At 40.5% G+C, this 24,989-nt stretch carries 19 protein-coding genes; 3 read left to right on the forward strand and 16 right to left on the reverse strand.

Features of this window, described 5'->3' with window-relative positions:
• Positions 1-26 precede the first annotated feature (26 nt).
• The 7 genes from T433_RS15790 to T433_RS0103330 are packed head-to-tail and all read right to left on the reverse strand — an operon-like array spanning position 27 to position 8,664.
• Positions 27-1,625 (reverse strand): AAA family ATPase, encoded by a 1,599-nt coding sequence (locus T433_RS15790; RefSeq protein WP_081778341.1) that lies wholly within the window; start codon positions 1,623-1,625, stop codon positions 27-29.
• Positions 1,626-1,630: 5 nt separating this feature from the next.
• Entirely contained in the window at positions 1,631-2,359 is a 729-nt protein-coding gene (locus T433_RS0103305; RefSeq protein ID WP_155808319.1) for a hypothetical protein, read from the reverse strand.
• Positions 2,360-2,367: 8 nt separating this feature from the next.
• Positions 2,368-3,387 (reverse strand): DNA cytosine methyltransferase, encoded by a 1,020-nt coding sequence (locus T433_RS0103310; protein WP_027454840.1) that lies wholly within the window; start codon positions 3,385-3,387, stop codon positions 2,368-2,370.
• Positions 3,374-4,459, reverse strand: a complete 1,086-nt coding sequence (locus T433_RS0103315) for a DNA cytosine methyltransferase (protein WP_027454841.1) — start codon at positions 4,457-4,459, stop codon at positions 3,374-3,376. The genes T433_RS0103310 and T433_RS0103315 overlap by 14 nt, the downstream gene beginning before the upstream one ends.
• Positions 4,459-6,054 carry a DEAD/DEAH box helicase family protein gene (locus T433_RS14500; RefSeq protein WP_155808321.1) on the reverse strand — a complete coding sequence of 532 codons (1,596 nt, stop codon included), beginning with the start codon at positions 6,052-6,054 and terminating at the stop codon, positions 4,459-4,461. Before T433_RS14500 ends, T433_RS0103315 begins: the two co-directional genes overlap by 1 nt.
• Positions 6,051-8,393, reverse strand: a complete 2,343-nt coding sequence (locus T433_RS0103325) for an AIPR family protein (protein WP_027454842.1) — start codon at positions 8,391-8,393, stop codon at positions 6,051-6,053. The genes T433_RS14500 and T433_RS0103325 overlap by 4 nt, the downstream gene beginning before the upstream one ends.
• Positions 8,394-8,433: 40 nt before the next feature.
• Positions 8,434-8,664 (reverse strand): helix-turn-helix transcriptional regulator, encoded by a 231-nt coding sequence (locus tag T433_RS0103330; RefSeq protein ID WP_009347059.1) that lies wholly within the window; start codon positions 8,662-8,664, stop codon positions 8,434-8,436.
• Between the two features lie 298 nt (positions 8,665-8,962).
• Between T433_RS0103330 and T433_RS0103335 the strand changes: the two genes are divergently transcribed.
• From T433_RS0103335 to T433_RS16130, 3 genes are all read left to right on the forward strand, one after another.
• Entirely contained in the window at positions 8,963-10,219 is a 1,257-nt protein-coding gene (locus tag T433_RS0103335) for an ATP-binding protein (RefSeq protein WP_027454844.1), read from the forward strand.
• 28 nt (positions 10,220-10,247) lie between these two features.
• A complete protein-coding gene (locus tag T433_RS0103340; RefSeq protein WP_027454845.1) occupies positions 10,248-11,198 on the forward strand; it encodes a hypothetical protein in 951 nt (316 codons plus the stop codon).
• 95 nt (positions 11,199-11,293) lie between these two features.
• The gene (locus T433_RS16130) at positions 11,294-11,485 is read left to right on the forward strand and encodes a winged helix-turn-helix domain-containing protein (RefSeq protein WP_282706086.1); all 192 of its coding nucleotides are present in this window, start codon (positions 11,294-11,296) and stop codon (positions 11,483-11,485) included.
• A gap of 366 nt (positions 11,486-11,851) precedes the next feature.
• On the opposite strand, the gene T433_RS0103345 is transcribed toward T433_RS16130, so the two are convergent.
• From T433_RS0103345 to gltS, 9 genes are all read right to left on the reverse strand, one after another.
• A complete protein-coding gene (locus T433_RS0103345) occupies positions 11,852-12,934 on the reverse strand; it encodes a Fic family protein (protein WP_248616470.1) in 1,083 nt (360 codons plus the stop codon).
• A gap of 162 nt (positions 12,935-13,096) precedes the next feature.
• Entirely contained in the window at positions 13,097-13,507 is a 411-nt protein-coding gene (locus T433_RS0103350) for a (deoxy)nucleoside triphosphate pyrophosphohydrolase (RefSeq protein ID WP_027454847.1), read from the reverse strand.
• On the reverse strand, positions 13,504-15,570 hold the full coding sequence (locus tag T433_RS0103355) for a DUF2075 domain-containing protein (protein ID WP_044109142.1): 2,067 nt from the start codon (positions 15,568-15,570) through the stop codon (positions 13,504-13,506). Before T433_RS0103355 ends, T433_RS0103350 begins: the two co-directional genes overlap by 4 nt.
• A gap of 11 nt (positions 15,571-15,581) precedes the next feature.
• A complete protein-coding gene (locus tag T433_RS0103360) occupies positions 15,582-16,529 on the reverse strand; it encodes a PD-(D/E)XK motif protein (RefSeq protein WP_027454849.1) in 948 nt (315 codons plus the stop codon).
• Positions 16,513-18,687 (reverse strand): Z1 domain-containing protein, encoded by a 2,175-nt coding sequence (locus T433_RS0103365; protein WP_027454850.1) that lies wholly within the window; start codon positions 18,685-18,687, stop codon positions 16,513-16,515. Before T433_RS0103365 ends, T433_RS0103360 begins: the two co-directional genes overlap by 17 nt.
• The gene (locus T433_RS0103370; protein ID WP_027454851.1) at positions 18,687-20,255 is read right to left on the reverse strand and encodes an ATP-binding protein; all 1,569 of its coding nucleotides are present in this window, start codon (positions 20,253-20,255) and stop codon (positions 18,687-18,689) included. Before T433_RS0103370 ends, T433_RS0103365 begins: the two co-directional genes overlap by 1 nt.
• Before the next feature lie 14 nt (positions 20,256-20,269).
• Positions 20,270-21,592, reverse strand: a complete 1,323-nt coding sequence (locus T433_RS0103375; protein WP_027454852.1) for a DNA cytosine methyltransferase — start codon at positions 21,590-21,592, stop codon at positions 20,270-20,272.
• A 1-nt stretch (position 21,593) separates the two neighbouring features.
• Positions 21,594-22,988 (reverse strand): DNA cytosine methyltransferase, encoded by a 1,395-nt coding sequence (locus tag T433_RS0103380; protein WP_027454853.1) that lies wholly within the window; start codon positions 22,986-22,988, stop codon positions 21,594-21,596.
• A gap of 713 nt (positions 22,989-23,701) precedes the next feature.
• On the reverse strand, positions 23,702-24,970 hold the full coding sequence (gene gltS / locus T433_RS0103385; RefSeq protein ID WP_211249740.1) for a sodium/glutamate symporter: 1,269 nt from the start codon (positions 24,968-24,970) through the stop codon (positions 23,702-23,704).
• Positions 24,971-24,989 lie beyond the last annotated feature (19 nt).

The raw sequence follows: 24,989 nt of genomic DNA on the forward strand, positions 1-24,989 counted from the left end.
ACAATCAAAATGCGTATAGTAACTTGTTACTTAGACTCAATTATCCAACCTTGTTGTTTAGCAAAGTCAATAATATTTTGTATGTTTGTAATGTTCCAATAATTGCTGACAAAGAAATCCACACCATTTACGTCTTTGTACCTTCGTTCTGGTTTGAAGTAACCATATGCTTTCTTTTGGTAACTATATGGAGCGTTCTTTACATCATCTTCTTTGACGATCAGACCTATCAGTCTCAAAGAATTGCCCATCATTGAATCTGGGAAAATATCTTTCAACTCCTCATATGAAAGGTTGGGATGTTCTTGCATGTATTTCTCTATTATAGAGATAGCCAACTGTCCCTTCCCAAGGTTTTCCTTACCATCAAAGGAGTACTTTGTCGTGTCGTTTCCTTCAGTTTCGATGTCACTACTCAGTGTATTAATATCACTTGACTCTTCTTGTGAACCTTCTGGAACCACTTCTTCGTTTATTGAAGCATCTTCAACTTCCGAAGCCAACTTAACTTCAAGATTCTTCAAGAACACCTCAATCTTCTCCTCGTTAGGTTTGCCATTTGCTTTGAAGAAGCATTGGAACGACAAATCGCTATTGCCATCTTCCTTATCCTTGAAGATGGCATCGTCAAAGCCGTAATCTTTGAACACATCATTATATACATAGAAGAGCACCTTGCCGACGAATCGGTCAGCAGAGATAACGTTGTTCTCTACATCATCCTCATTCACCTTGCGGTCAGCCTTACAGAAGAAGTATCCCAATTTCTTATCTTCCGAGTGTGTTGCGTCCCATATTTTATTATTGATATTCTCTACAAACGACCACCAGTCGTATTCTGTACCGTTCACACATATCTTCCACTCCTTGCCAGCATCGCTGATAGGAACATATTTCCATTCCCATCTACGTTTGAATGCAGAATCAATCGGGAAAAGGCTTTGGTCGCTTGTGTTCATGGTTGCCCAGATGTAGAGATTGTTAGGGAGCAACAGGCGAGACCCGTTCAGCACGTCAGTCACCACATCGTCCTTATAATGGGCGTTGATTGCTTCAACGTTGGCGACTTGCAATCCATCGAACTCCTCATTCAACACCCGCATAATGTCAGTATCTGCTGTAATAGGATATTTAGAGAAACCTATGTCATTGCGGTCAAGCAACTGGAACAAATCACCGAATATCTGAGCACAGTTACCACGGTTTATCTCCTCGATGATCAGCACATGAGGATTCTCCAAGTCTTTCCATGCAGCAATGTACGCCTTCAGAAAAGCCTGTTGGGTGTACTTATATACAATTTTCTTTTCATAAACAATCTGGCCATTCTCTTTTACAGGGAAACCACGGTCATCACGTACCGTCACTTTCTCCATCTGTGGTTTGTATGCTCCCACAAAAGTGGAGTAGTCACTATCAGGATGGAAAGTTGTACGTATGTCGTGCATCGCATACTTTATCACATCCTCGTCAACTCCGAAGGACTTTCCTGTTCCTGGCGCACCATAAACGATTTGCTGTAATGGAAGTTTAGGAAGCTTTCCATTCTCTGGTAAATCTTCTTTGGTTAAAATCTTACCTAACTGTTCTATGTCGCTTAATATGCTTTTATCGTAATAGCCCATGATTATTATAGTTTTATTGCGTGAAAAAATTCATCAGCCTCTTCGGTTACAGTGGAAATAGAAGAATTCAAACTTTCAATGAGACCTGCTTCTATAAGAAAACTTCTTATATATGAATAGCAAGTGTTTGGAAGTGGTTCTTCTTTCTCATTAATAAATTCATATTCTTCAATTTGATCCTTAAGCCTTGATATTTCGTCTAGGGCTTCCTCTGTCGACTTTCCTACCTCTTTACAATGTAAAAGAAAGAGGAATTCATTCCAATGTATAACTCTAAACCTTTGAAGTAGTTTGAGAGCTAACCACATATTATGAGATTTATAAGCTGGATTGTTATACATATTTATCAATCCCTGCTTTTGAATACTATGCTTTATATGAGTGAGCTTAGCGACAACCTCATTCTTTTTCTTCATATCATCAGATACGTTTTCCAACGCTCTACAAACAAGGACGAACTGTGTTCCCAATTCAGTGAAGCATTTATTGGCAGGGAATTCACCATCGTAATTGACGAAGTCAAGTTTCTTTAAAAGAGGAAAGAATGTACGAATAGCACTCTTCGCAGCAGTTGAGCCGAATATTTTTTGACTTTCAGCTAACTCTTGAATACCGACGTATGTTATAAGTCCATCTCCAAAATCATCGAGCATTTCATATACTCGAACAATTTGAGAACAACGAGTAGAAGAAAGACTACTTCCATCTACACCTTTATAGGTTTCTACTGTCAAAGGTATTTTCATGACAACATTGATTTAATTTGTTCTGCAATTACATTTGAAAGCATTGGAGGAACAGCATTTCCTACCTGCTTATACTGACTACCTCTTGTTCCTAAAACTTCGAATGAATCCGGAAAACTTTGAATTCTTGCAGATTCTCTAAGTGTTGGAATACGTGGCTCTTCATAATGAAAATAGTTACGGTGTCCTGTATCAATTGTATTGGATGGACGAGTACTACTCATACGTTCAAAAGCCTTATTATATTTCCTAACCTCCCAATATTCACGAGGAAGGCTTTTAATATTACCTCCATCAGGTATCATGCTTATAATATTGATGGTTTGCTTTGTATGTGACGTATAATCCTGATTCATCGGATGTGTCTGGTCACCTCTCATTTTTTTCTGATAATCATTTTGTGGTTCACTTCCATAATGATTGTTATCAGAATGCAGCAAATCACTAATTCCATCTTTGGCACTTAATTGATAATCAAAGGGTGCAGGAAATTCAAACTTTTTGTTTTTGATTCCTACATAGAAAACCCTATAACGATTTTGTGGTACACCATAATCTGCTGCATTTAGTAATTTATATGATATGGTATACCCTAATCCGTTTTCACCAAATCGTTCAAGAAGATCCTTTACAAAAGCACCCTTGTTTAAAGTCAGCATTCCCTTAACATTCTCTATAACAAAGAAATCTGGCGATGCCATTTGGACGGCTTTATAAAACTCTAAATACATTCTATTTCGAGGATCATCAATTTCTCTCTTACCAACAGTACTAAAGCCTTGACAAGGAGGACCTCCTATTATGCCTGTGATCTTATGTTCTTTTATCAAAGAAGGAAGTACCTCGTTATTAAAATCCTCAACCGATATTACTTGAGCAACCTTATCCTTTCTATTATGATTATAGGTCTTGACTGCATCTGCCCACATATCAACAGCAGACACCACTTCAAAACCTGCCTGCTCAAAACCAAGGCTCAATCCGCCAATTCCGCAAAATAAATCAATTATCTTCATTGTCTAAAATTCTTTTAATTTCTTCGGCTATTGCCTTTGCCAACAAAGGTGGTACTGCATTTCCGACCTGCCTATACTTGCTGCCTCTTGGACCTTGAAATACGAAACTATCTGGAAATGATTGTAAACGTGCAGATTCCCTGATTGTGGGTATTCTATTATATATAGGATGGAAATAATTACTATGAGCGTTACCAGTATCTATCGTACAAGATTGACTACTGGAATCAAGTCTTTTGTATGCCGAAGAATGTCGATTTTTTCTATTATTTGGCCACAAGTCTTCTGGCACATCCTGCCAGTTTCCCCCCTGTGGTACATGCTTGATTCTATCTTGAACTTTTTGAGCTGGATAAACAATGTCTTGGTCTGTTATAGTATTATCCTTCGTTCTAAAATACTTTCTCAATGGAGTTTCTGCAGGAGTTGTAATTGTTTTTGTTCCATCTGGACTTTGCTCGAATGCATATAACTCACCTATAGCATCTTCAACTGTTGTTTTGGGATGCTTAACCAATTTATCAAAGTCGAAAGAAACGTCTTTGAAGTCTTTTCTGACTCCAACAATAATAGCTCTCTTACGAATTTGTGGCACACCATAATCAGAAGCATCTAAAACTCGGTATGTTATATTATACTCCTCCGCCCCAAGAATATCCTTGATTCTATCAATGGCATAACCACCATCTCTTGTCAACAGACCTCTGACATTTTCAATCATAATGAGTTTGGGATGTATTTGCTGAACGAAACGGATGTACTCAAAAAACAATTTGTTTCTTGGGTCATCTGTTTCTTTCTGATGTCTGTTTGCAGTACTAAAGCCCTGACATGGAGGCCCGCCAACTACAACATCAACATCACCATACTCTTCCAAAATCTGTTCATTTGGAAAAGTGGTTATGTCAATATTATGCACCTTAGCATTTTTGAAATTATGTTTAAATGTTATGGTAGCGTGTTCATTAAAATCTATACCTCCAACAATATTAAAGCCTGCGAGATAATATCCTTCGCTGATACCACCACAACCACAGAACAAATCCAATACTTTATATTTCTTTTTTGCCATTATATCCTTTCTAGTTTATCGTTTATGTAATAGCTTTCGCTATCAATAGTATTCTTAACCTCTGCTTTGCCATCCTCAAAAGCACCTATCAAATAGTACTTCGGCTTGACTTTGATAACTCCATTGCTCAGCATAACACCCCATTTCCCATTGAGTTTGAAGGGTATATACCCCTTGTGATAGGGGTGCATGTCTTCGTAAACAGGAGGTATGATGGTTCTGTTGTTTCTACTACAGATGCCATATTTACCTTGCTTCTTAAATACATTGAAGTCACCTATGCCGTGACCAGCATCTTCTGATTCAGCCTTTCGTATCTGGCGACCTCCTTCGGCATGTTCCACCAAGGTCATCTGCTCGTCACCTTCGCTATAGTCTGATTCTCGTTCTTCGAAGATGATGTCCCTGGTCAACCCTGTACCGTCGTTATAGGCAAGAGGGTCTGTCTCATGGCCGAGGAAGTGATAGTGCCACCTGCGATTTGCCATCGGTGTGCCAAAGCGGTTGTAGAGACCAACATTATCAAGTATCAACCCTTTGTCCTTGTCCTTTGACGTGCGGAGTCCTCTGCCTATCTGTTGCAAGAACATGGCGAGAGACTTGGTAGGACGAGCCAACTGGATAAACTCTATATCAGGGCAATCAAAACCTTCAGAGAAGATATTGACGTTGACTATCACCTCTAATAACCCTGCACGGAAATCATCCAATAGTTCTTCTCTCTGAGACTTTGGTGTAGTGCCGTCTATCATAGCGATGTTCACGCCGTGGCTCTGATATGTGTTGAGTATGTTAGCTGCATGTTGTCGGTTGATGGCATAGATGATGCCCTTCTTACCCTTGCAGAATTGGTTGTAGGCATCGTACAACTTGGCTCTAATGCTATCCTTGTCAAATCGGTTGATGAGTTCCTCTTCAAGGTAGTCTCCATCCACGCCAAATCGGTCAATGGAGTTTATCTCGTGCTGAATTTCAGAATTGGGAGCAATCGAAATATAGTCGTAATTGCTCAAATATCCTTCTTTGACAAACCACTCGATAGGATGTGAAATGATGATGTCGTCAAATATTGAGGTAAATCCCGAGTGATCCATTCTCCAGGGTGTTGCTGTCACTCCAAGCTTCTTACTCTCGGGAAACATTTCCCAAAGATCTTGGTAGCGAGGAGCCATAGCATGATGAGCTTCATCGATGATGATGAAATCAAACTGTTCCATCGCCATCCTGTCCTTGTTTCGGGCAGACATAAAGGTTTGAACAGATGCCACTTGAACAATCTTCTCTAGTTGCTGAGGATGACCGCTCATAATGATTCCGCTATCTATGCCACGTTTTGCAAGTTTATCTGCCGCCTGTTGTATCAATTCCCTTACATGAGCAAGAATAAGGATGTGCGAATGCTTACGGTTCTTGATAATCCAACTGCGAATGTCACGAACGATAGAAGCAAACAGAATCGTCTTGCCTGTTCCTGTAGGCATTTGTACCATGACGTTATTCATGGTGTCCCACTTGGAAAAGACAAGATGTTTCATCTCTTTCTGATAGGGAAAGAGGATGGTGTCTGTTGTTTCTATGTCCGAATATCGTATCATTCTTCCCAACCTTTTGAACGTGCCATTTCGAGCACTCTCATTGCATATCGAGCCTGTTTGTAAGTCAACTCTTTTCCTCGTTTACACCAGTAATAGATACTACCCATGAAAGCGGTATCACGAGGAGAAATTAATCCAGTTTCTTTACCCCAGATATTGATGTCATGCCATGTTTCGTAGTCGTAACTATTTGCGGTTTCTGCCGTACGTAACATGGCAGGAGTCATTTCATAGTCCTCATCAGACGTTAGAATGTTTGAAGGGATCTGTATATCGCTTCCTACATTTTTCGCACAAAGATTTGACCAGCATGAAGCACGTTTGGTGTTAACGCTAATATTTGTGCCTTCATCAACATCCATAAGATGATTCCAAATAGAAGGTTGAATTTCTACGACCAATTTCATTACTCGGTAAAGAACTGTGTCTTTCAGTTTTTCGAGTTCAGAATCAGCTATGCTTTTAACTTCCCACTTATTCATCTTCCTGCCACTTGCTGCAGTATATGTAGACTTGACTTTATATGTAATACTCTTATTTCCCGATAATAGTTTTGCATAAATAGTTGTGACATCACCACCCAATTCATTGTACAAAGAGGGTGTTATGACACTTTGTTCTCTCCAAATAGATTCGAAGTCAATTGCTTTGTTCGTTATTTTTGCCAATACTGACATTGTAAATGCAACCATATTCGCTTTATAACCTGCAAGATTGATTCCGTCTTTACCATAATAAGCATCAATGGTCTTGAACAGAATCAATTTACCAATGGTTTGCATAAACATTTTTTCGTCAAAACGAGCCTTTGACTGAGTCATCTTCTTAAAGAATGCGGTATAACAAGCTTCACCTCCTTTACAAACAGTATGTGGCTCTTGTTCCCAAGACATTATACACTTTGCTAAGGTCGTTTTGTCGAACATCTGATTTTTTGGATATTCTGCATAATACTCACGTTCTTCCTTTGCGTTCGCAGTATGCTTTGCCTTATCCATATATTGTCCACGAGTACGTTCGAAGAACCACTTTGAGATTTCTTTGTTCATGGAGTTCTTCACCCATACAAGACGTGACTGTTGTTCTAGCTCCTGAAGGAATGGCTCGTTAATGCCGAAATCAGATTTCTTGACGGCTGACTGGGTATTGGCAAACTGAGAAATACGAGGAACAAGATCTTCCTTGGTTTCTTTGTCCTTGATGACAGACACCTTCATGGCAACAAACACCTGCTTAATCATTTCAGGGTCGGTGTTCTTCATCTTCATTACGGCACTAATGCTTGCCGTTGTCTGACCACCGTTCACAATCTGCCAATCCGTAATCTTGGTGATTACAGAACCCTGTTCAGTATCTACGACATTAATATCTGTGGCTGTCGTTGAGATTCCGTTATTGTATGAGAAAAACATGTCTGGTTCTGGGTCTCGCTTTTTGTCACCCTTGGCACGTTGAGCTGCAGTTGGTGTGTGACCAATCAAAGTATCACGAATGCCTTTGTTGCTTGCTCCCTTGAACTGAAGGAAGGTGCGGACGTTCTGCTCCAGAATGTGCTGATGGTATTGGTTGTAAATCTTCGAGAGTGTTTCACCAGGAATGATAGTCAAATAACACTCTACGCGATCTGAAACGTCAGGCATCTTGATACATGGAAGCGGATTAAATCCTTTATCCTCGAAATCCACAACAACGGCTTCTTTGCCTCTCAGGATGTCATCGTGCTTCTTGATGCGCTTAACATCCCAAAGGTGATACTCCATGATGGTACCTTCCTCTGTCTCTTTCTCATCGATTTCAAGGTTGGCAGGAACGATGGCGTTGGTCATCAAGAACATCCTGACTCTATCAACCTTCTCAGCATCATTTATCAGCTGAGCAATCTGATAGAGGTCGCTACGTTTGTCTGTGATTCGCGAGAACATAGTGCCTGACTGAGAACGCTCGAAGAACTTCTCCATCCACTTGAAGTGTCGTTCAATCTCCGACTTAGGTAAAGAATTACTCTTTTCTGGGTCAACGAGTACGGTAAGGAAGAGGTCAACAGACATCATATCCTCATCGCCACTATAGCCCCAAGCATCTATGGCTTCACCGTTTCCTGTATTGAAGCTGCAATAGTTTACCTCGTTGACATCGCCAACGTTTTGGATATACTCGACCATCATTTCAGTAAGAGCCTGCTTAGGTTCTTCGTAACTGAAAATCATGTCATCATTATCAGCCTTGAAAGCCTCAAGATCTGACATCTCTTTTTCGATAACCTTTTTTACAGTATCGTTAACGCCGTCATCCTCCTTTGCCGGCTTGAAGTCATCGAACTCCTCAAATTGTTCAGCCATATCGGTATTTTTATAAAAATGGTACCTGTTTTGTATTTCTCTACTTTGATTCTTGCGAAAGCAAATAAGATTTGTACTCGCGAACTATCAATTCTCTAATATCAACTTCAAGCAAGTCTGCAATTTTCAACAGACTTGGAAGATCTGGCTGAGAAGAATTGGTACACCATTTTGAGACAGTGGAAGGTGTTACTCCCATCTGCTCAGATAACCATTTGTTGGTTCGCTTCTTCTCAACCAACACCAACTTGATACGATTTACGTCTTCCATATGTCTCAGTTTAATGCTACAAAGGTAGTGAATTTATTTCACTTTCTCACAATTTAAAACAAAACTTTTTCTTAAATCAACTGGATTTATGCTTTTTTATGGATTTTGGCAACTATAATTCGATTTTTTGAGGACTTATTGCTCACTTTTCAAGTAAAATTATGCGTATCCAACCACAAATATGACTAAAAAATGCCACTATTGACGCATTTTAGCTGCAAATATTTGGTTGATTAAACAAATCTTATTATCTTTGCATTACCAAAAAGTGCCAACAGAGGCAGGATTTAGGAATAATATGAAGGAAATCAAAAGAGATAGGTATCTCAAACAACTGATAGATAGCCGACAGAACGGCTTTATCAAAGTCGTTACAGGAATCCGTAGATGTGGTAAGTCATATCTACTGAATGTTTTGTTTTATCACTATCTATTGGATAATGGAGTAGCAGAAGACCACATTATTCGCATCGATCTTGAAGACCGTTTGAATAAGGAACTGAGAAATCCAGATGCAATGCTCCACTATGTTCATGACAGAATCAAGGACAATGACCTTTATTATATCATCATTGACGAGGTGCAATTGATGGATGAGTTTGTGGATGTTTTGAACAGCTTCCGTCATATTGATAATGCCGACACATACGTGACAGGCAGCAACTCTCACTTCCTGTCGTCAGATATTCCTACAGAGTTCCGTGGCCGAGGTGAGACCATACATGTGAACCCTTTATCTTTTTCTGAGTTCTATTCTGCTGTAGGTGGCGACAAGCAAGACGCATGGCGCGAATACTACACCTATGGAGGCTTGCCTCTTGTTCAGTCATTTGAAACGGAACAGAAGAAGATTGGTTATCTGAAGAACTTGTTTGAAACTGTTTATCTAGCGGACATCATTGAGAGGCACAGAGTACAAAACGAAAATGAAATGCGTGAACTGGTGCTTATCATGGCTTCATCCATTGGCTCTCCATGCAATCCGACAAAACTTTCAAACACTTTCAAAAGTGTAAAGAACGTAAATATCACGAACAAGACTATTGGTAATTACCTTACCTATCTGACGGAATCATTTCTGCTGAACAAAGCCATACGCTACGATATAAAAGGTAAGAAATACATCAATACGCTCACCAAATACTATTTCTCTGATATAGGTTTGAGAAATGCCATCCTAGATATGCGCCAACAGGAAGAGACGCATATTATGGAAAACATCATCTACAACGAACTTATCACACGTGGTTATAGTGTGGACGTTGGAATGGTGGAAATTAAGAAGCAAGACAAGGATGGCAAGTGGGTGCGCATCCAACTTGAAGTGGACTTCATCGCCAGTCTTGGAAGCAAGAAATATTACGTGCAGTCGGCATTGTCTATACCTGACAGAGAAAAGGAGATACAGGAGTCTCGTTCACTGACGAACATCAATGATTCTTTCAAGAAGGTTATCATTGTGAAAGACCACATCATGCCACGTCGAAATGAAGACGGCATACTAACAATAGGTCTTTTTGATTTCTTGCTAAAAGAAGACAGTTTAGACATCTAATAATCTGTATATATAAGACTTGGTAATTATGGAGATAGACATCTTTCCCGTTCCATCTGCAAAAGGAGTGCATCGCTATATTGGCACGTCATTCTTAGGGCTGATTATCATTACCTACATAGTTGGCGCTTACAAGATAGCTCAACGACTGATAGGCGAGGACAAGGAACTACTTTGTTTTCTTGTCACTATACCGATATTTATAGGTGGATATGCAGTATTCGTGTTGTTGCTTCATGGCATCAAACAATGTCTCTATGCTTACTTCAAGAGCAACAGAAAGGAGTTGAACAATCGAGCAGACCAGGAGAACATGGATGCTTGTATCATAAAGCATCTGGAGGACATTCAAAAGAAACTGGAAACAAAGCCTGCGGTAGAAACACCACAATGTGATGTGGTTCCTCAGCCTGTACAACAAGAGCCAAAGGTTTCTGAAGCCTCAAAAGATTTGAAGCCACAGATTATATCAGAACTGGAGGAGACTCTTAAAAACGCACAGCGAGATTTAGCTCCGTTCATTCAACAACTGCACATCGACCGCACCCAAATGGCAGAAGCGAAAGAAAAGCAAGAGAAGGACAAACTTGATAAAATCCTTAGATACACACGTCTCGTTTTTCTTCCACACGGATTCAGCGATGAAGAGCTTTTCCAGATTGAGGAGGCTGTTAAACTGCTTGTTCAATACAATGGCATTGTGAATTGTGTATCGGTGAAGATTGAAAAGAAGAAACTGAAGCAGACCGACCTAAAGAACTTTGCTTGGAACATCGGCCATCAATATAACATAGACTCCGAGGTGCTCGCTATGTTTGTAGTCAATCTGTTCCATTCTTGGTTCAAGAATACCGAGAAGGGCACGATACAAAAGACGCTCCATAACACAACAGGTACATACTCAATTAAGATTGACGAGAATATCTTAGAGCATCTGCCGGAGTTGGAAGAAAAGGTGCTTGGCAAGAAACGTAAATAAGAAAGAAAAATGGAAAGATTTGACATAATCAAGTAGGTGGTCAGAAAAGTGGTCAGAAAAGTGGTCAGAAAGATACTGGTAAAACGATTGACACTATTCTTCAACTTATAAAAGACAACCCAAGTATAACGAGAAAAGTTCTCTCAGAAACTCTTGGCATATCTCCAAGTGCCATTCAAAAACACATTGACCGTCTAAAAGCTGAAGGTATAATTGTTCGTAATGGTGGAGATAGAGGTGGTTCTTGGGAGATAAGAACTATAGTTAGTGATAAAAACGTAAAATAGTCCTTACTTGGGATTTCTATATTTGTTTGGCTTAACAGCCACTTTTACATTCTCTTATCGTTCACGTGTGTTTGTAACTATCTGATACGCAATAGCGTTTAGATTTGAGGAGGTGAAGTAAAGTGCAAGCCGAGAGCAATGCCATGCTTGCATGAGCATAGCCGAGGCGCAGCCTTTATTCGACGAAGTCAAGTAAGTTTGATAAGCAAACAACAAACAATTAAAGAAATCCCGTATAACTCAAGTAGTTATGCGGGATTTTACTTTATATATTCCTTTAACGTTTTAACCCATTTTTATATTTCGTGAGTCCGTAAAACCGTAATACTTTCAGCCTTCAGACCTTAGCCATCAGCCTTCTATATATCAACTGTCCCCATGGCATATGCTATTGTAAAGAGCCAGTCCTTTTACCGTCAGCAGGTATTTCTGGCGAGGGTGACGGGGCGAATCAGGAAATAGCATACGGATATAGCCCTCGTTCATAGAAGGATTAAGAGAGTAGTCAAGGAAGTTTTCTCTATCTTTCAAGCCAATCCTTTCCATCATCACTTTGACGGAGAGTTGCTCTTCCCCCAAAGCCTTCACTAATCTAATAATACTTTTATTATTGGTGTGAATAAAACTTGTCGGGGTACTTGTCGGGGTACTTGTCGGGGTACTTGTCGGGGTACTTGTCGGTTGTTTTGAAGGAACAGCAAGGTTTGGCTGTTCTTTCCATTCTGCAGGCGGGTTAATATGCAGATAACGATTGCGCAGATCCCACTGCTCTCCAAGCAGTAGATTACGAAAAAAACGTTCTAGAAAAACAGGACTATAGTCGATACCCTTTATGGCATTTTTGTAGTTTGCCCTCACAAGTGCATTACGGAAGTACCAAGAATGTTTAGCGAACAAGTCGTTCTCCACATTAAAGCCTAGTGAACGAAGATACTGAATAGTAAATACGGCCGTAGTGCGTGTGTTTCCTTCACCGAAGGCATGAATCTGCCAAAGTCCAGATACGAAATTGGCAATATGAGCCACTAACTCATCATTACTGATGTCCTTATAACTGAAATCACGTTCCTGCTGGATATCATAATCAACAGCCCTGCGTAGATCTTCCCAATTCAGGTAGCTCACGGTGTCACCCTCCAATACCCACTCACGCTTGGTAATGTCGTACTTTCGCATTTCACCAACGTGCTTCATTACGCCTTCGAAGATTCTGCGATGCAAGGATATGTAGCCATTTGTTGAGAAGTCGCATGTCTTTACCGAGAGTATGCGCTTGATGTTCTTCGAGGCTTTGTCAGCCTCCTGTTTGTCATCATCGTCAGCTTCACGAGTCGTTTTATTCTCGTAATAACTATTGAGCAACTGTTCCACCTCATCGATGGTGATTTCACCCTCGATGTTTCTGCGAGCCAAGCCGTTCAGATACTCTGACGTTTTCAGCCCATCCACCGCCTGAAGTCCAATAGCCGTACTCCAGGCGTATGCAGCTTCACGCTGTGACGGCTCTCCCTGACGAATATACTCGTCAAAGTTTAAGTATAGCTCCTTATCGTTCTTTTCGCTCATATGTCGTCTTACTTTATTTCAATATTGTTTTCGATTTCTGTTCTATTATTCAATTCCGCATATTTTATCTTCCTTCAGACATCTTATTTCTTCTATCACCTCCAAGTCTGCAGGCAGCCACTTCACACTATTCAACTCATCCTTCGACAACCACTTTGCTGCCTCATGCTCATTCAGGTGCAGCGCCTCTGTCACTAGCGAACAAAGATAACAATGCATGGTGAGATGAAACTGCGGATAGTCATACTCTACAGTACAAAGGAACACATCCACGCTAATCTCCGCAGATAGTTCCTCGCGTATCTCCCTCACGAGCGCTTCTTCTGGTGTCTCTCCTAGTTCAATCTTCCCGCCAGGGAACTCCCACCAGTCCTTCCATTCGCCATATCCACGCTGAGTGGCAAATATCTTATCTCCTTTGCGAATAATCGCTGCTACGACTTCTATATGTTTCATAGCTCCTTAATCCCTATTGACTTCAGATAATCATATATCCCATCATACCACTCAGGTTTGCGTGTCTCATCTGGCGGTACACTATCGTCCCCATTAGGAACAACTATCACCATACCTTGACGAGCCCTGGTCAGCAGTACGCGGTAGGCATTTATCTGATATTCCTTGTTGATTTCCTTATTGATCCTCTGCCACTTGGTACCACTCCGCAGTTGGAAATGCTGCCATGCCGACCAGTCTTCCTTCAGTCGCAGGTCAGCATCCCACGTCACACAAGCCCAGTCAATCTCAAGCCCCTGCACCTTGAATTCCGTCAATGTATCTTCCAAACAGTTACTGCTTCTGATGTCCGTATCATCTTCCAAGAACCAATGAACAAAGTTGGGCTGATAACGCACATTGATGCCAATGGCCTTTAGTCGCTCTGCCTTACTACTGGCCAGCAGGCCCATCCTTTCACTACCTCTTGCATGGTCGCGAAGCCATTGCTTTGCGGCATCAAGATTGCGAGTCAGGTAGATAGGATATTTCTCCAGTTCTTTCAATGTGGCCGCAGCCTCATCTTTCTGAAGTGCTAGCAACTGATTGACAAAGATGCTCACTTTCTCAGACCGGAACGACCGCATAGACATTTTCAGATGCAGGTCCTCCTTCGGAATAAGTTGTTTGCTAATCAACGACAACTCTTCCGCAGATATATCCTTCGACTCAATCAGATAGTCCGACATATAGACATCCCATCCGGGATAATTCCTATGAACGGACTCTATCCATTCCGTCAATCCTGCTTCACCCTTGTTGATGGCCTGCCCATTACCTACCAGACACACCACAAGTCCCCAGTCCGTCTGTCTGTCCATACACGAAATCAGGTATTCCGGCTCCGAATACGGGAAATTGCGAATGCCCTTCTTCTCGCGCATAAACCGTTGCAGTTCCTCCTTCGTCCAGGCCCGTTGTGCCTCGTCAAAGATGGCCACATGCTCTACAGGAATATAAGCCTTGTCCGTATGACTTTGGAAATATCCATCTATAGGCACGATCTTCTTTCCTTTCACCTCAGTCCCTTCCAGATACAAATCACGGTAATGGTGAATCATCTGGATGAACGCCTTCACCTTACTCTTGGCCTCAGCCTTGGTGCATGCCTTGCGTCCCTCATCCTTAGCACGTTTCTTGTCCCTACGTACATAGTCGCGAGTCAACGCCTCCTGCAACACCTCCACCAGCGGGAAGTTGCCCGATAGATACACAGCCTTCTCACCACGATTAAACTGGTCTATAGCCGTATTGAGCCCAATGAGTGTTTTGCCTGCTCCAGGGACGCCAGTAATAAAACAGATAGCTTTCCTATTATTTGTCCTACAATGGTCTATAATCTTGCAAAGTTCAACAGATGCCTTGTCGATATCTCCGCCATGCTTCGTGATATCTTCAACCGTATTCTCTTCATAGAGCGCAATGGCCGCCTCAATAATAGTAGGCGTGGGCGAATAGCCGCTCTTGGCCCATTGGTCATCGGTTTTCGTTGGCGCCATATCATAGTGAACAGTGCTAAGAGCCATTTCGATAGCCTCTGCCAGCCGCTTTGAATTCACCTGCAGCGGCTCATACACATAGTCCCCGAAATGCTTCAAATCTGTCTGACAACGAGAGCCTTTTTCCGAAGGGACCACCAGAATCGGAATCAATATCCTCTCTAAACTACCTTCTTGAAAATTCTTCAAGTCAATAGCGTAGTCCCACACTTGTACAAGTGCCTCTCGCGAGAACTTTCGTTCAGCAGTCTTATACTCCAATACAAAGACGATACCATCGATAACGGCAATCACATCTACGCGCCTACCCATTCGAGGAATATTGTATTCAAAGTACACACTTCCCCTTCCTTCATACGGTGCCAGTACTTCGCGCATCGTCTCAATCTCCTCCACCCACGACTTTGATGTCTCATCATTCACACCATGCTGTGAAGCCAGAGTCAACGTCCCCACTATCTCGTTATTGCTCCGAGATAGGAAGTCCGTGATGGAATCCGAGTAGTAATATCTTCGTGCTGCCATATTTTTCGTTTTTATAACTTTAGCATGGGTAAAATATCTGCAATTGGAATATCTTTGAATGGAAGCAGGTCTATTTTATACGACATGTCTTCCACACAGTCTGGAATATCTCCGAAGGGGTTTATATTGCTTGCAGGATATGCATATACTTTTCTCAAAACAAAGCGTTTGTGTTTAGCTTCAATCGGAGACACGCGTCTTTTCTCTTTTTCCAAATTGATTGAGAATAGCAGACCATTACAATAATCAGGAGAATCTAATAAACCGGTAATAATCTCTTCAAGTGTACGGCCTGCATTACTTTCTTCTAATACAATTGCTATCAAGTAATTCTTTTCTGCGACTGAAAATAACTGGTCATGCTTAATTGTAAAACGCAACGAATTGCTTGCCGTAGTTTTTACCTCAAGATTAGCAAAGGGACATACAAAATCTAAACGAGACGTTGAACCATCAGTATGCCAATATGATGATAAATCCATACTATTATTGATAAATATATATTCTATCAGCATCAACTCACCCACTAATCCAATGAGATTTTTATAATGTTGTTCTTTGGGTAGTTGAAAGAGAGCAACCAATGAGTCAAAAAACTGCATAAACTCTTGCCCCTGCATATAAGAGGCATGCGAGAAACACAGATTGACAAAAGCGCTTAGATTTCCTTCCGTTTCATTTGAATCAGACATCTGTAATTCCACGGTATTATAATAACCGTTCTCAAAAGATGAAACAGAAGCATTAAAGGCCGATACAAAAACATTTGTTTCGAGATGCAAGAACTCTGTCTTTATACTCAACGAAGCACAACCCTCCTGATTAGGTACCAAATAAAGAACATTCCCATTTGATACAAAAAGGCCTGTTCCACTGGGGAGTCTCTCTATTAAATAGAGTGTACTATCTTGCGGAATAGCATGAATCTGACTTAATATGTTGCTAATATCTATCATCATCTTTTACGAAATATATTTTATTCTTGGGTATGTATATTGCAAACATATATTGATCTTTACCCAAACGCATAGTTTTAGATAATCCGGGGGATACGTAATGAATCTGAATATTGACTTTTTCAGGATCAACTATTACTTTTTGGTCACCCAGATAGGTTCGTCGCTCAATATCTGTTGTATTAGCACCTTGATGAAGGGCTTTAATTCTATCATGCGCATCATCATTATAAATAGAACGATAACGCATTTTATTATTATCATCAGACCACATTAGAATTACTGGAATATCTGATGACCCTACAAGTTCAACCAGAGGCCTCTTATAGAAGGGTTCTCTATCAAAAGCCGTATCAATTGACTGAATTAGGGCTATAAGTTGTTCTGCCGTGAATACAGCATATTTAGCGGTTTGTGTTTCATTTGTACTACCCGCTGTTGTTGGTGTCCATGAGGGAATAGAAGAAATCAACTCCTGTATTCGCGCATTGTTAGCCGAGATTTCATCATCATTAATTACAATAAACTTCTGTTTAATCCAACGATTTTTAAATGTGACTTTTTTAAACTTTGCCTTGTTTTTTGCTGTTGGCTTTTGTTTCGTATTTTCTGCTTGGATAATAATGTCTTTAATCTCCAAATTTCCGTTTTCCAAGTCATCAAATTGTTCCCACAAATCATCCTCCACTTCTGCCAATACAGTAAACTCTTTAGCAATATCATTAGTTGTGAAGATTTTGCACAAATCAAGATATTTACTGCGATAGCCAAACCAACGTGCTCGTTGGAGTGTTGTGTCCATATTGCCACCACTTTTTGCAAAACGTGTAAAATATGATACAACCAAATTAGAGAATGTCAGTCCACGTTGGAGAAGGTCTCCTCCAATATAAATCTTATGCAATTTCGTCAATTCCTTTTCTTTTGTATGCTTTCCTATTCCGTTTTGCAAAATTGCACCTGTTGACTGAATTGCTTTGGAAATTTCCTTTATAAGAACATTATTGAAAGGATACAGACATTTTACTTCTTCGACGATGAATTTGTCATAACTCTTCTTCAATTTGTTTACATAAAAGTCTATTGAGTCCTCATTGGCGAATGCCTGCTTTATCTCTTCCAACATATCATGTGTTGACGAATAGATACTATTATGTGCAACAACAGTTCTATCGACATGAATAATCATATCAGAACGCATTTCTTTCTTACTTGTTGCTCTCATACGTTTTATAGCGCTTGCTATAAAGAAGTAATAGATTGCCTCCTTTAGCGATTCCGAAACACACAAAGGGGATTCTTCCTCTTGTATCGTTTCGACGATCTGATTCTCCGATAAATGATAAATACTTGCACCATCGTATCCAAGTCCAGGCTGAACGGTATGAATAGACGCAGGATTTAATGCACTTATATCCTCTTGAAAAATATTTGCTTGAGGCGTAGCTGTAACTGAGAGATATAGCGGGTTCTGTAACTCCTGCTTAAGTTTTACAATATTTTTATAAGTAGGAGTTGAATTACGCGCTTTGTCTTTTGCAGTATTCAAGCTGGCTTGGTCTCCTTCATCGTCTATTATGAATGGGACAATACCGGATACAGATTCTTGCACCATAGAGATTGCTCTTAATGCAGCCTTCATTGCCGGTGGCCGTTTAAGACACGTTATAATTATGGGTCTTTCTTCTTCGAGAAGTTGCTTGGCGAATTCTGGGTCTAAACTGTTTATTGATAGAGATCCTTTAGTCAACTCATTGGTCGTAAATAATACCGGATTTTCTGAATCTAACACATCTTCACCTCCAGCGGTTTCAAATGTGCTACCAAAACGTTCTGTACTTTGACGAAGCAATTCTTTATCGTAGCCACCAAAAATGATTAGAAAATTGTAACCATTATCAAAAGCTAATGCTGTTAACAATTCCAAGTTGGAAGTTTTTCCTGACTGAACCTTGCCAACCAAAAGAGAATTATGATTCTCATCTTGATCGGTATACAGTTGCTGCATCAGTTTATAATATGTTGCACGAACATTTTGAACTATATTATTAGCCCCCTTTTCTCCATACGCTTCAACATGTTTCTGATGAATGCGATAGAAATATTTCCCTTCAACAATTGAAGAGGCCCATTTGTCTCTATTGATAATGTACTGTTCCATTAATCTTCGTCAGTTAATTCTCGTAAGAAATTATTAATATGAGTTCTAAACGCATTAGGACTTATCATACCATCAGGGTTCGCATTCTTTCTTGCGCGTATCTCTGCCAAAGCAAAAGCGATGGCAAATTTCTCCAATACCATTTTGAAATCCTCCTTTTCCGAAAAAGGTTTAAAAAAAGGATGGTTTATGTTCAACTGAATTGCAGCACTACTTCCATCTTCTGCAGGATCTACCTTTATCCACGTTGATGAATTACCAATAGTCCATTGAACCGAGATAGTACATTTACTAGCTCCATCCAAAGGAATTGTATATTTGCGGACTTTTATATCAACTTCTTCAGGAAGTTTTTCTTGTTCTGCTTGGTATTCTTTAAACAAATCAAGTTCAGGTTGTCCATCGGATTCAATAATTGGATGCAAAACAGGTTGCTCGGAATCAGAAGTTTGTTTCCATGCCGAATGGGTATCAATAGTATTTTGTACTTGGGTTTGAACATTATCTGATACACGTTGAGAAGTGGCTTCCTCGCTTTCTCTTTCCTTTTTCGTTAATTTCGCAATATTGATATATTCTTGGATTTGCGATTTCAATTCCTTCACGAAATTTTCTTCTAATCCATCATCCCATACAAAACCGTCCTTAGCTTGATTAATTGGGAAATCATCTAAATCCAGTTCTCCAAATAATTTATGGGCAATGGGACTTTGTGCTTGACCGAATATTTCATCTGGCTTAAAGTTGAATTCATCACCTCCTATCACAACACGGTTTCTACGGAAAAGTGCGAAACCTGCTCTTCCGAAACCACCATTTGCCAAAATACCTACATATCCTTTTACCTTATGAGTAACTCCATCGAAATCAAAAGTGAAATCCAGTTCTTTACGCCACACTTTATTCCTAAATGAAAGGCATTCATATTCGTCATAAAACAATGATTCTTCATCATAATCAATATGAACATAGCCACTGTTTAGGTCCCGACGATACATGCTCTTAAGTAATTCCACTATTTTACCTTTCGTACGAGATGAACCGATTTTCTTCGTTACCTCGCGAATAATAATCGTTGTTCCATGTGATGAAGTGTCTACTAAGGATTTCCTAATGGAAACAGTATTAATATTCTTCTCTCGCATTTCGGGGATATTAATCTCCGTATAATATTCAATATTAGATCCTAGCTGAGTTGACCTTACCGACCAGACATTGCCAAACCAAGAAGCCGCAGTTTTCAATCCCATACCAAACTCATTACGACCAGTTTTGTCTTCTGGAGGTGAATCAACCTTAACTGCTCTTGCAAAATCATCAATTTCCATTCCAAAAGCAGTGTCTGTAATTGTAAGAACATCGTTGTCTGAATCGTAATTAATAGATATATCCACATCATTTATCCCGTGAGCAGACAATTCTTGCTGATGGGAATAGAATGACTGGGTCGAGTTGTCAACGAACTCTGCTATTGCGTACCACGCTTTATAGTTCAAGCGAGAGAATACGCCAATTACACCAGCTTGTGGCTGAATGTTTAACTCTTGTATTTCAACTTCGTTATTCATAATTCTACAACTGACTATCTTATTAATTCTTCTGCAATTTTCCTCACAACTTCCACATTAACTGCATTGCCAAGGGCTTCAAAACATCTGGTTGGAGTCATCTGGAAATGTTCATCTTCGAAACGCAAGTCTTCCATCCCCTGAATCCTTGCAGCTTCTTTTATTGTCATATATCTCCCTAACAATTCAGAATCCGGCACATGAACCCATGGAAATATAGGAATTTGAGTACCGACCAGATTCAGTGCAGGTGAAAAAGTAGGCAACTTCACTCTTACTCCTGATGCACGAAACTGAATTATTTTGTCATCAAGTGTCATTGAAGAATTGCTGCCACAATTCCACTCAAATTTCATGTGACTGTTTTGTAAATCTTGAATGTTATGGATCCATGTATCTATCCAACTTTTATTCGCTGCATAGAATTCTCTATTTTGTCTTATATATCGTATCTTCCAATCTTGGAATTTCTCTCCTTCTTTTCTAATATCTTGTGCATATACAGGAAGTTGAGCCATCATTTGTTTATGACTCTTGCCCACTATCAAACGTCCTAGTTTTCCCCGTTTGCCTTTTAATTGCTTTGGTCTCTGATGGCATGGTGGTACATCCTCATAATCATACGTTGCTCCAAATTCCATTGCCCAAATGGGAAAACTAGGTAGTTTGCAATGATTCTCTGCAGCAAGCCGTACAAATTCGCTCCATATTTCCATGTAATGACGTGTATCTTCTTTCAATGGGATATACTCGTTATCATTCTCATCAATTATATCATGTATATCACAAGAAGAATTTGTTGGTTCCGGGAAATGGAAGTTGATCAGCCCACCCATGTCTTGACGAATACCAACTATATAAATGCGCTTACGATGCTGGGGAATACCGAATTGATGTGGTGAGAGTATTATTTCATCAATATCATAACCTACATCGTGTAGTTCTTGTTCTATGATTTCCCATGTACGTCCATTATCATGCCCTTTTAGATTCGCAACGTTTTCCAAGAACAAATACTGTGGAGATTTCTCACGAAGAATATCCCGTATCACATAAAACATATTTCCCCTACCTTCATCTTCAAACCCCATCTGATTTCCGGCCTGACTAAAAGGCTGGCAAGGAAAGCCTGCACAAAGAATATCATGATCGGGTATATCTTCAGGCTTGATTTTTGTTATATCTCCTTCTATTCTGGTGCCAGGATAGTTTATTGCGTAGAGTTTCCTCAAATCATTACGCAATTCGGAGGCAAAAACACATTCATGGCCTATTTTTCTAAGAGCAGAATGAAATCCTCCTAAACCGGCAAACAGATCTATAAATTTTAGTGGCATATTATTTCGTACTTATCAATTCTTTATATGTAGTTATGTAAGGCGCAAAACGCTCTTTATAATTTATCTTGTCTTTATCGATGTGTACATCTTTCAACTTGTACTTAGATGAAGCATCGAAACCAACTCCAATGTAAGTTTCTCCAGATGGCTCAAAGCCAAGACGCTGGATGTAGTCTTTGCCATAATAACGTGGCTCGACGTCTGTCATCTCATATAATTGCATCCTGTCGTTAGAATGAAGCAGCAGTAATCTGGGCAGGGGCATCAAATCTTCGATGCTCATGGCTCCTTTGCGGCCATCAGCTCTGACGTAATAGAAGCCTTGGTGAGTGATGATTTTCCAATGGGGATAGCCCTTGTAGAAGCCGACCAGTACACGGTCTTCTAGCTTGATGTCACCACGCTGCTGTTTGCGTTCAGAGGTAACTTTCTCGATAGCCTCTTTGATAGAAGTTGCCAAAATCTCTGCCATCCTTACAGGCACAGCATTGCCTATCATCTTATAGGCATCAATGATGTTGGGACAATCTATCTCAAAACTATCAGGGAAGGTTTGTATTCTGGCACATTCGCGCACTGTCAAACGCCTGTATTCACGATACCGTCCCTTGATAAACGACCAATCCTCATGAGCATTATAAATCATGCTTGGCGAGGATGGATGCAGGGGTATGTTGTAACCTGTAGCATGGATAGTGAATGATGGCTTATCCCAACTGCGGCGGCGATTTCCGCGATAATAATGTGGCCCAAACTTGCCGTTGTAATAGATGTTGCAATCAGTCATCACCTCGTCCTCTTTACATGGAATGGGTGTTGCCGTAATGTCGCCTATGGCATCCTTTAGCGTCAATGGCTTATTAGTTGAAGGCAAAGGGAAATGGTAGTCAATTCCCAAGTCGTGACGGAAACCAATTAGGAACACACGTTCACGATTCTGGGGAACCTCATAGTCAACGGCATCGAGCAAACGATATTTCACATCATAACCAATCTCGTCCAGTTGAGCAAGGAAGGTTTCAAAGACATCCTTGAACTTTTCATCGAGCAATCCCTTGACATTCTCAATTACAAAGAACTTGGGCATCTTTGCCCTAATCATGCCGATGTAGGTGAGAAACAACAGGCCTCGCTTATCATCAAGTCCCTGTTGCTTACCTGCTACGCTCCAAGACTGACAAGGAGGACCACCAATGAAACCGTCACAATCTGGCACATCTTTGGGAGCAACACTAATTATATCTTCTTTGCAGAGAATCGTATTAGGATGATTCTTTTCATAGGTCGCATGAACGCTTGGTTCAAACTCATTAGCCCAAACCACCCGGAATCCAGCCTTTTCAAAACCAAGGTCAAGACCTCCGCAACCTGCAAAGAATGATATCACGTTCATTACAATTATTCTTTCTTCTTTTTATTTTTTTATTCTTTTGTTTACTTCTTACTGTCTTCTTACCCTATCGAGAGACTATCGAACGCATATTCTACATTTATCTACGTCCTTGTTTCGACCTTCGAACGACAACGGGACGACCTCGCTAAGATACGCCTTGGACACGCCTCCAACGCGCCAATCTGTCTGACCTGTATATGTTCCGTTCGTCATCTTGTATCTTTATGTTTCCTTTTCTGTTAAAACTTAACTCGTCACTATTCTCATATTAAAGAATCTGTGTTTTTTTTAACTCGTACTTCTTTACGTGTTATCATTTCACAATTTCATTAACATGAACAGATTCTATCATCTCTGCTGGTTCAGTTGCTTTATACTGGCCAAACTCAATGAATAGATTCATCTGCCGGATTTGTTATGTCTTGATTGCACATATTATGTATCTATTTTACTTCCATTCGTCTTCTTACAATCTATTTATCAACTGGGGACAAACTGGGGGCAAGACTTGCAACATATCTTGTCGCAATTCGTTTGTGATGATATTTTCGTATGAACCTTCTTGTAGTTTCATTGTACACTATTATAATAATACGTGCACAAAACTAACTATTTTTCCACGAAATAAAGAATAGAAATCCAATTTTCTAAAAAAAACTACCCACTTTATTCCTTTTCATTCTCTGCAACGTGCATAATGCCATCTCTCTTCGTTACAAGATGTTCAGGAAGAGGGTGATTATACCGGTGTTGATTAAGTCGGCGAACATAGCACCAATGATTGGTACAATGAGGAAGGGTTTGACTGTGTAACGGTATTTATAACATACCGCGCTCATGTTTGCCATAGCATTGGGAGTAGCACCAAGACCAAAACCACACATGCCGGCACAAAGTACGGCAGCATCATAGTCGTGACCTAATATGGGGAATGCCACAAAGTATGCAAATAGTATCATCAACAGTACTTGACATACCAAGATAATGATTAAAGGAAGGGCTAAGCTTTGAAGTTCCCACAACTTGAGGGATATCATAGCCATACCTAAGAACAAAGACAGACAGATGTTGCCTACACTGATGATTCGCTCCATATCCAGTAGCTTTTCAGCCTTTTCCCATTTACCATCTTCCTTATAACTAATAAGCCCTATGGTGTTGCGGACGATGGCTGCTAATATCAAAGCGCCAAAATAAGTTGGGAACGTAATGCCCGTCTTGGCAAGCAACCAACTCAACAAGGTTCCCCCACCCATAACCAGTATTATAAAGTACGAGGCCTTGGCATACTGTTGAAACTCCAGCTCATTCGTGCTGACACGCTTTGTACGTCCTGTTGGCGAAGCCTCATCGCTCTCAATACCAGCCATAGCAGGGTCAATCTCTTCATTTTGTTGCTGCATCTGTTCGTCAGTCAGTTTCTTACGGACAATCCGATTGGCCAAAGGGCCTCCAACCATAGAACCAGCAATCAGGCCAAAAGTGGCAGCAGCCATACCTATTGTGCCTGCACCGTGCAGTCCCATACATTCAAGAACATTTGCAAATCCACCAGCCGTACCATGTCCGCCAGTCATGGAAATGCTGCCAGAAGCCATGCCAATCAAAGGATCAACCCCCATAAGCCGGGCTATGCCCATAGGCACTAAGTTCTGCAAAACGATTATAGCAACCAATAGAGAGAGCATGATTACCAAAAGCCTACCACCCTGCTTTAATACTTTCAGATCACTTTGAAAGCCAACGCTGGTAAAGAATGCCAGCATAAAGACATTCTCCAGCGTCTCGTCGAACGTCACCTCTACATCGAAACAACAATATAGCAACAGGGTAATCAGAGAAAAGATGATACCACCACTTACAGGCGACGGCACACAGAACCTCTGCAGAAAGCCTACCCTACGTGTTAAGACCATACCGACAAGGAGAGCCAAAGCTCCAATGCCAGCAGTTTGTATCATATCCAGCTCAATATTTATCATACGCTCTTTCTTATTATCG

Origin of the sequence: Xylanibacter brevis ATCC 19188, from assembly GCF_000621725.1 — a bacterium.
GTDB classification, from domain to species: Bacteria; Bacteroidota; Bacteroidia; order Bacteroidales; family Bacteroidaceae; genus Prevotella; species Prevotella brevis.

What these genes read in the sequence shown, in the direction of transcription:
- T433_RS15790 (WP_081778341.1), bottom strand. Translation starts at nt 1,625, where the DNA reads ATGGGCTATTACGATAAAAGCATATTAAGCGACATAGAACAGTTAGGT.
- T433_RS0103310 (WP_027454840.1), bottom strand. Translation starts at nt 3,387, where the DNA reads ATGAAGATAATTGATTTATTTTGCGGAATTGGCGGATTGAGCCTTGGT.
- T433_RS0103315 (WP_027454841.1), bottom strand. Translation starts at nt 4,459, where the DNA reads ATGGCAAAAAAGAAATATAAAGTATTGGATTTGTTCTGTGGTTGTGGT.
- T433_RS14500 (WP_155808321.1), bottom strand. Translation starts at nt 6,054, where the DNA reads ATGATACGATATTCGGACATAGAAACAACAGACACCATCCTCTTTCCC.
- T433_RS0103325 (WP_027454842.1), bottom strand. Translation starts at nt 8,393, where the DNA reads ATGGCTGAACAATTTGAGGAGTTCGATGACTTCAAGCCGGCAAAGGAG.
- T433_RS0103330 (WP_009347059.1), bottom strand. Translation starts at nt 8,664, where the DNA reads ATGGAAGACGTAAATCGTATCAAGTTGGTGTTGGTTGAGAAGAAGCGA.
- T433_RS0103335 (WP_027454844.1), top strand. Translation starts at nt 8,963, where the DNA reads ATGAAGGAAATCAAAAGAGATAGGTATCTCAAACAACTGATAGATAGC.
- T433_RS0103340 (WP_027454845.1), top strand. Translation starts at nt 10,248, where the DNA reads ATGGAGATAGACATCTTTCCCGTTCCATCTGCAAAAGGAGTGCATCGC.
- T433_RS0103350 (WP_027454847.1), bottom strand. Translation starts at nt 13,507, where the DNA reads ATGAAACATATAGAAGTCGTAGCAGCGATTATTCGCAAAGGAGATAAG.
- T433_RS0103355 (WP_044109142.1), bottom strand. Translation starts at nt 15,570, where the DNA reads ATGGCAGCACGAAGATATTACTACTCGGATTCCATCACGGACTTCCTA.
- T433_RS0103360 (WP_027454849.1), bottom strand. Translation starts at nt 16,529, where the DNA reads ATGATGATAGATATTAGCAACATATTAAGTCAGATTCATGCTATTCCG.
- T433_RS0103365 (WP_027454850.1), bottom strand. Translation starts at nt 18,687, where the DNA reads ATGGAACAGTACATTATCAATAGAGACAAATGGGCCTCTTCAATTGTT.
- T433_RS0103370 (WP_027454851.1), bottom strand. Translation starts at nt 20,255, where the DNA reads ATGAATAACGAAGTTGAAATACAAGAGTTAAACATTCAGCCACAAGCT.
- T433_RS0103375 (WP_027454852.1), bottom strand. Translation starts at nt 21,592, where the DNA reads ATGCCACTAAAATTTATAGATCTGTTTGCCGGTTTAGGAGGATTTCAT.
- T433_RS0103380 (WP_027454853.1), bottom strand. Translation starts at nt 22,988, where the DNA reads ATGAACGTGATATCATTCTTTGCAGGTTGCGGAGGTCTTGACCTTGGT.
- gltS (WP_211249740.1), bottom strand. Translation starts at nt 24,970, where the DNA reads ATGATAAATATTGAGCTGGATATGATACAAACTGCTGGCATTGGAGCT.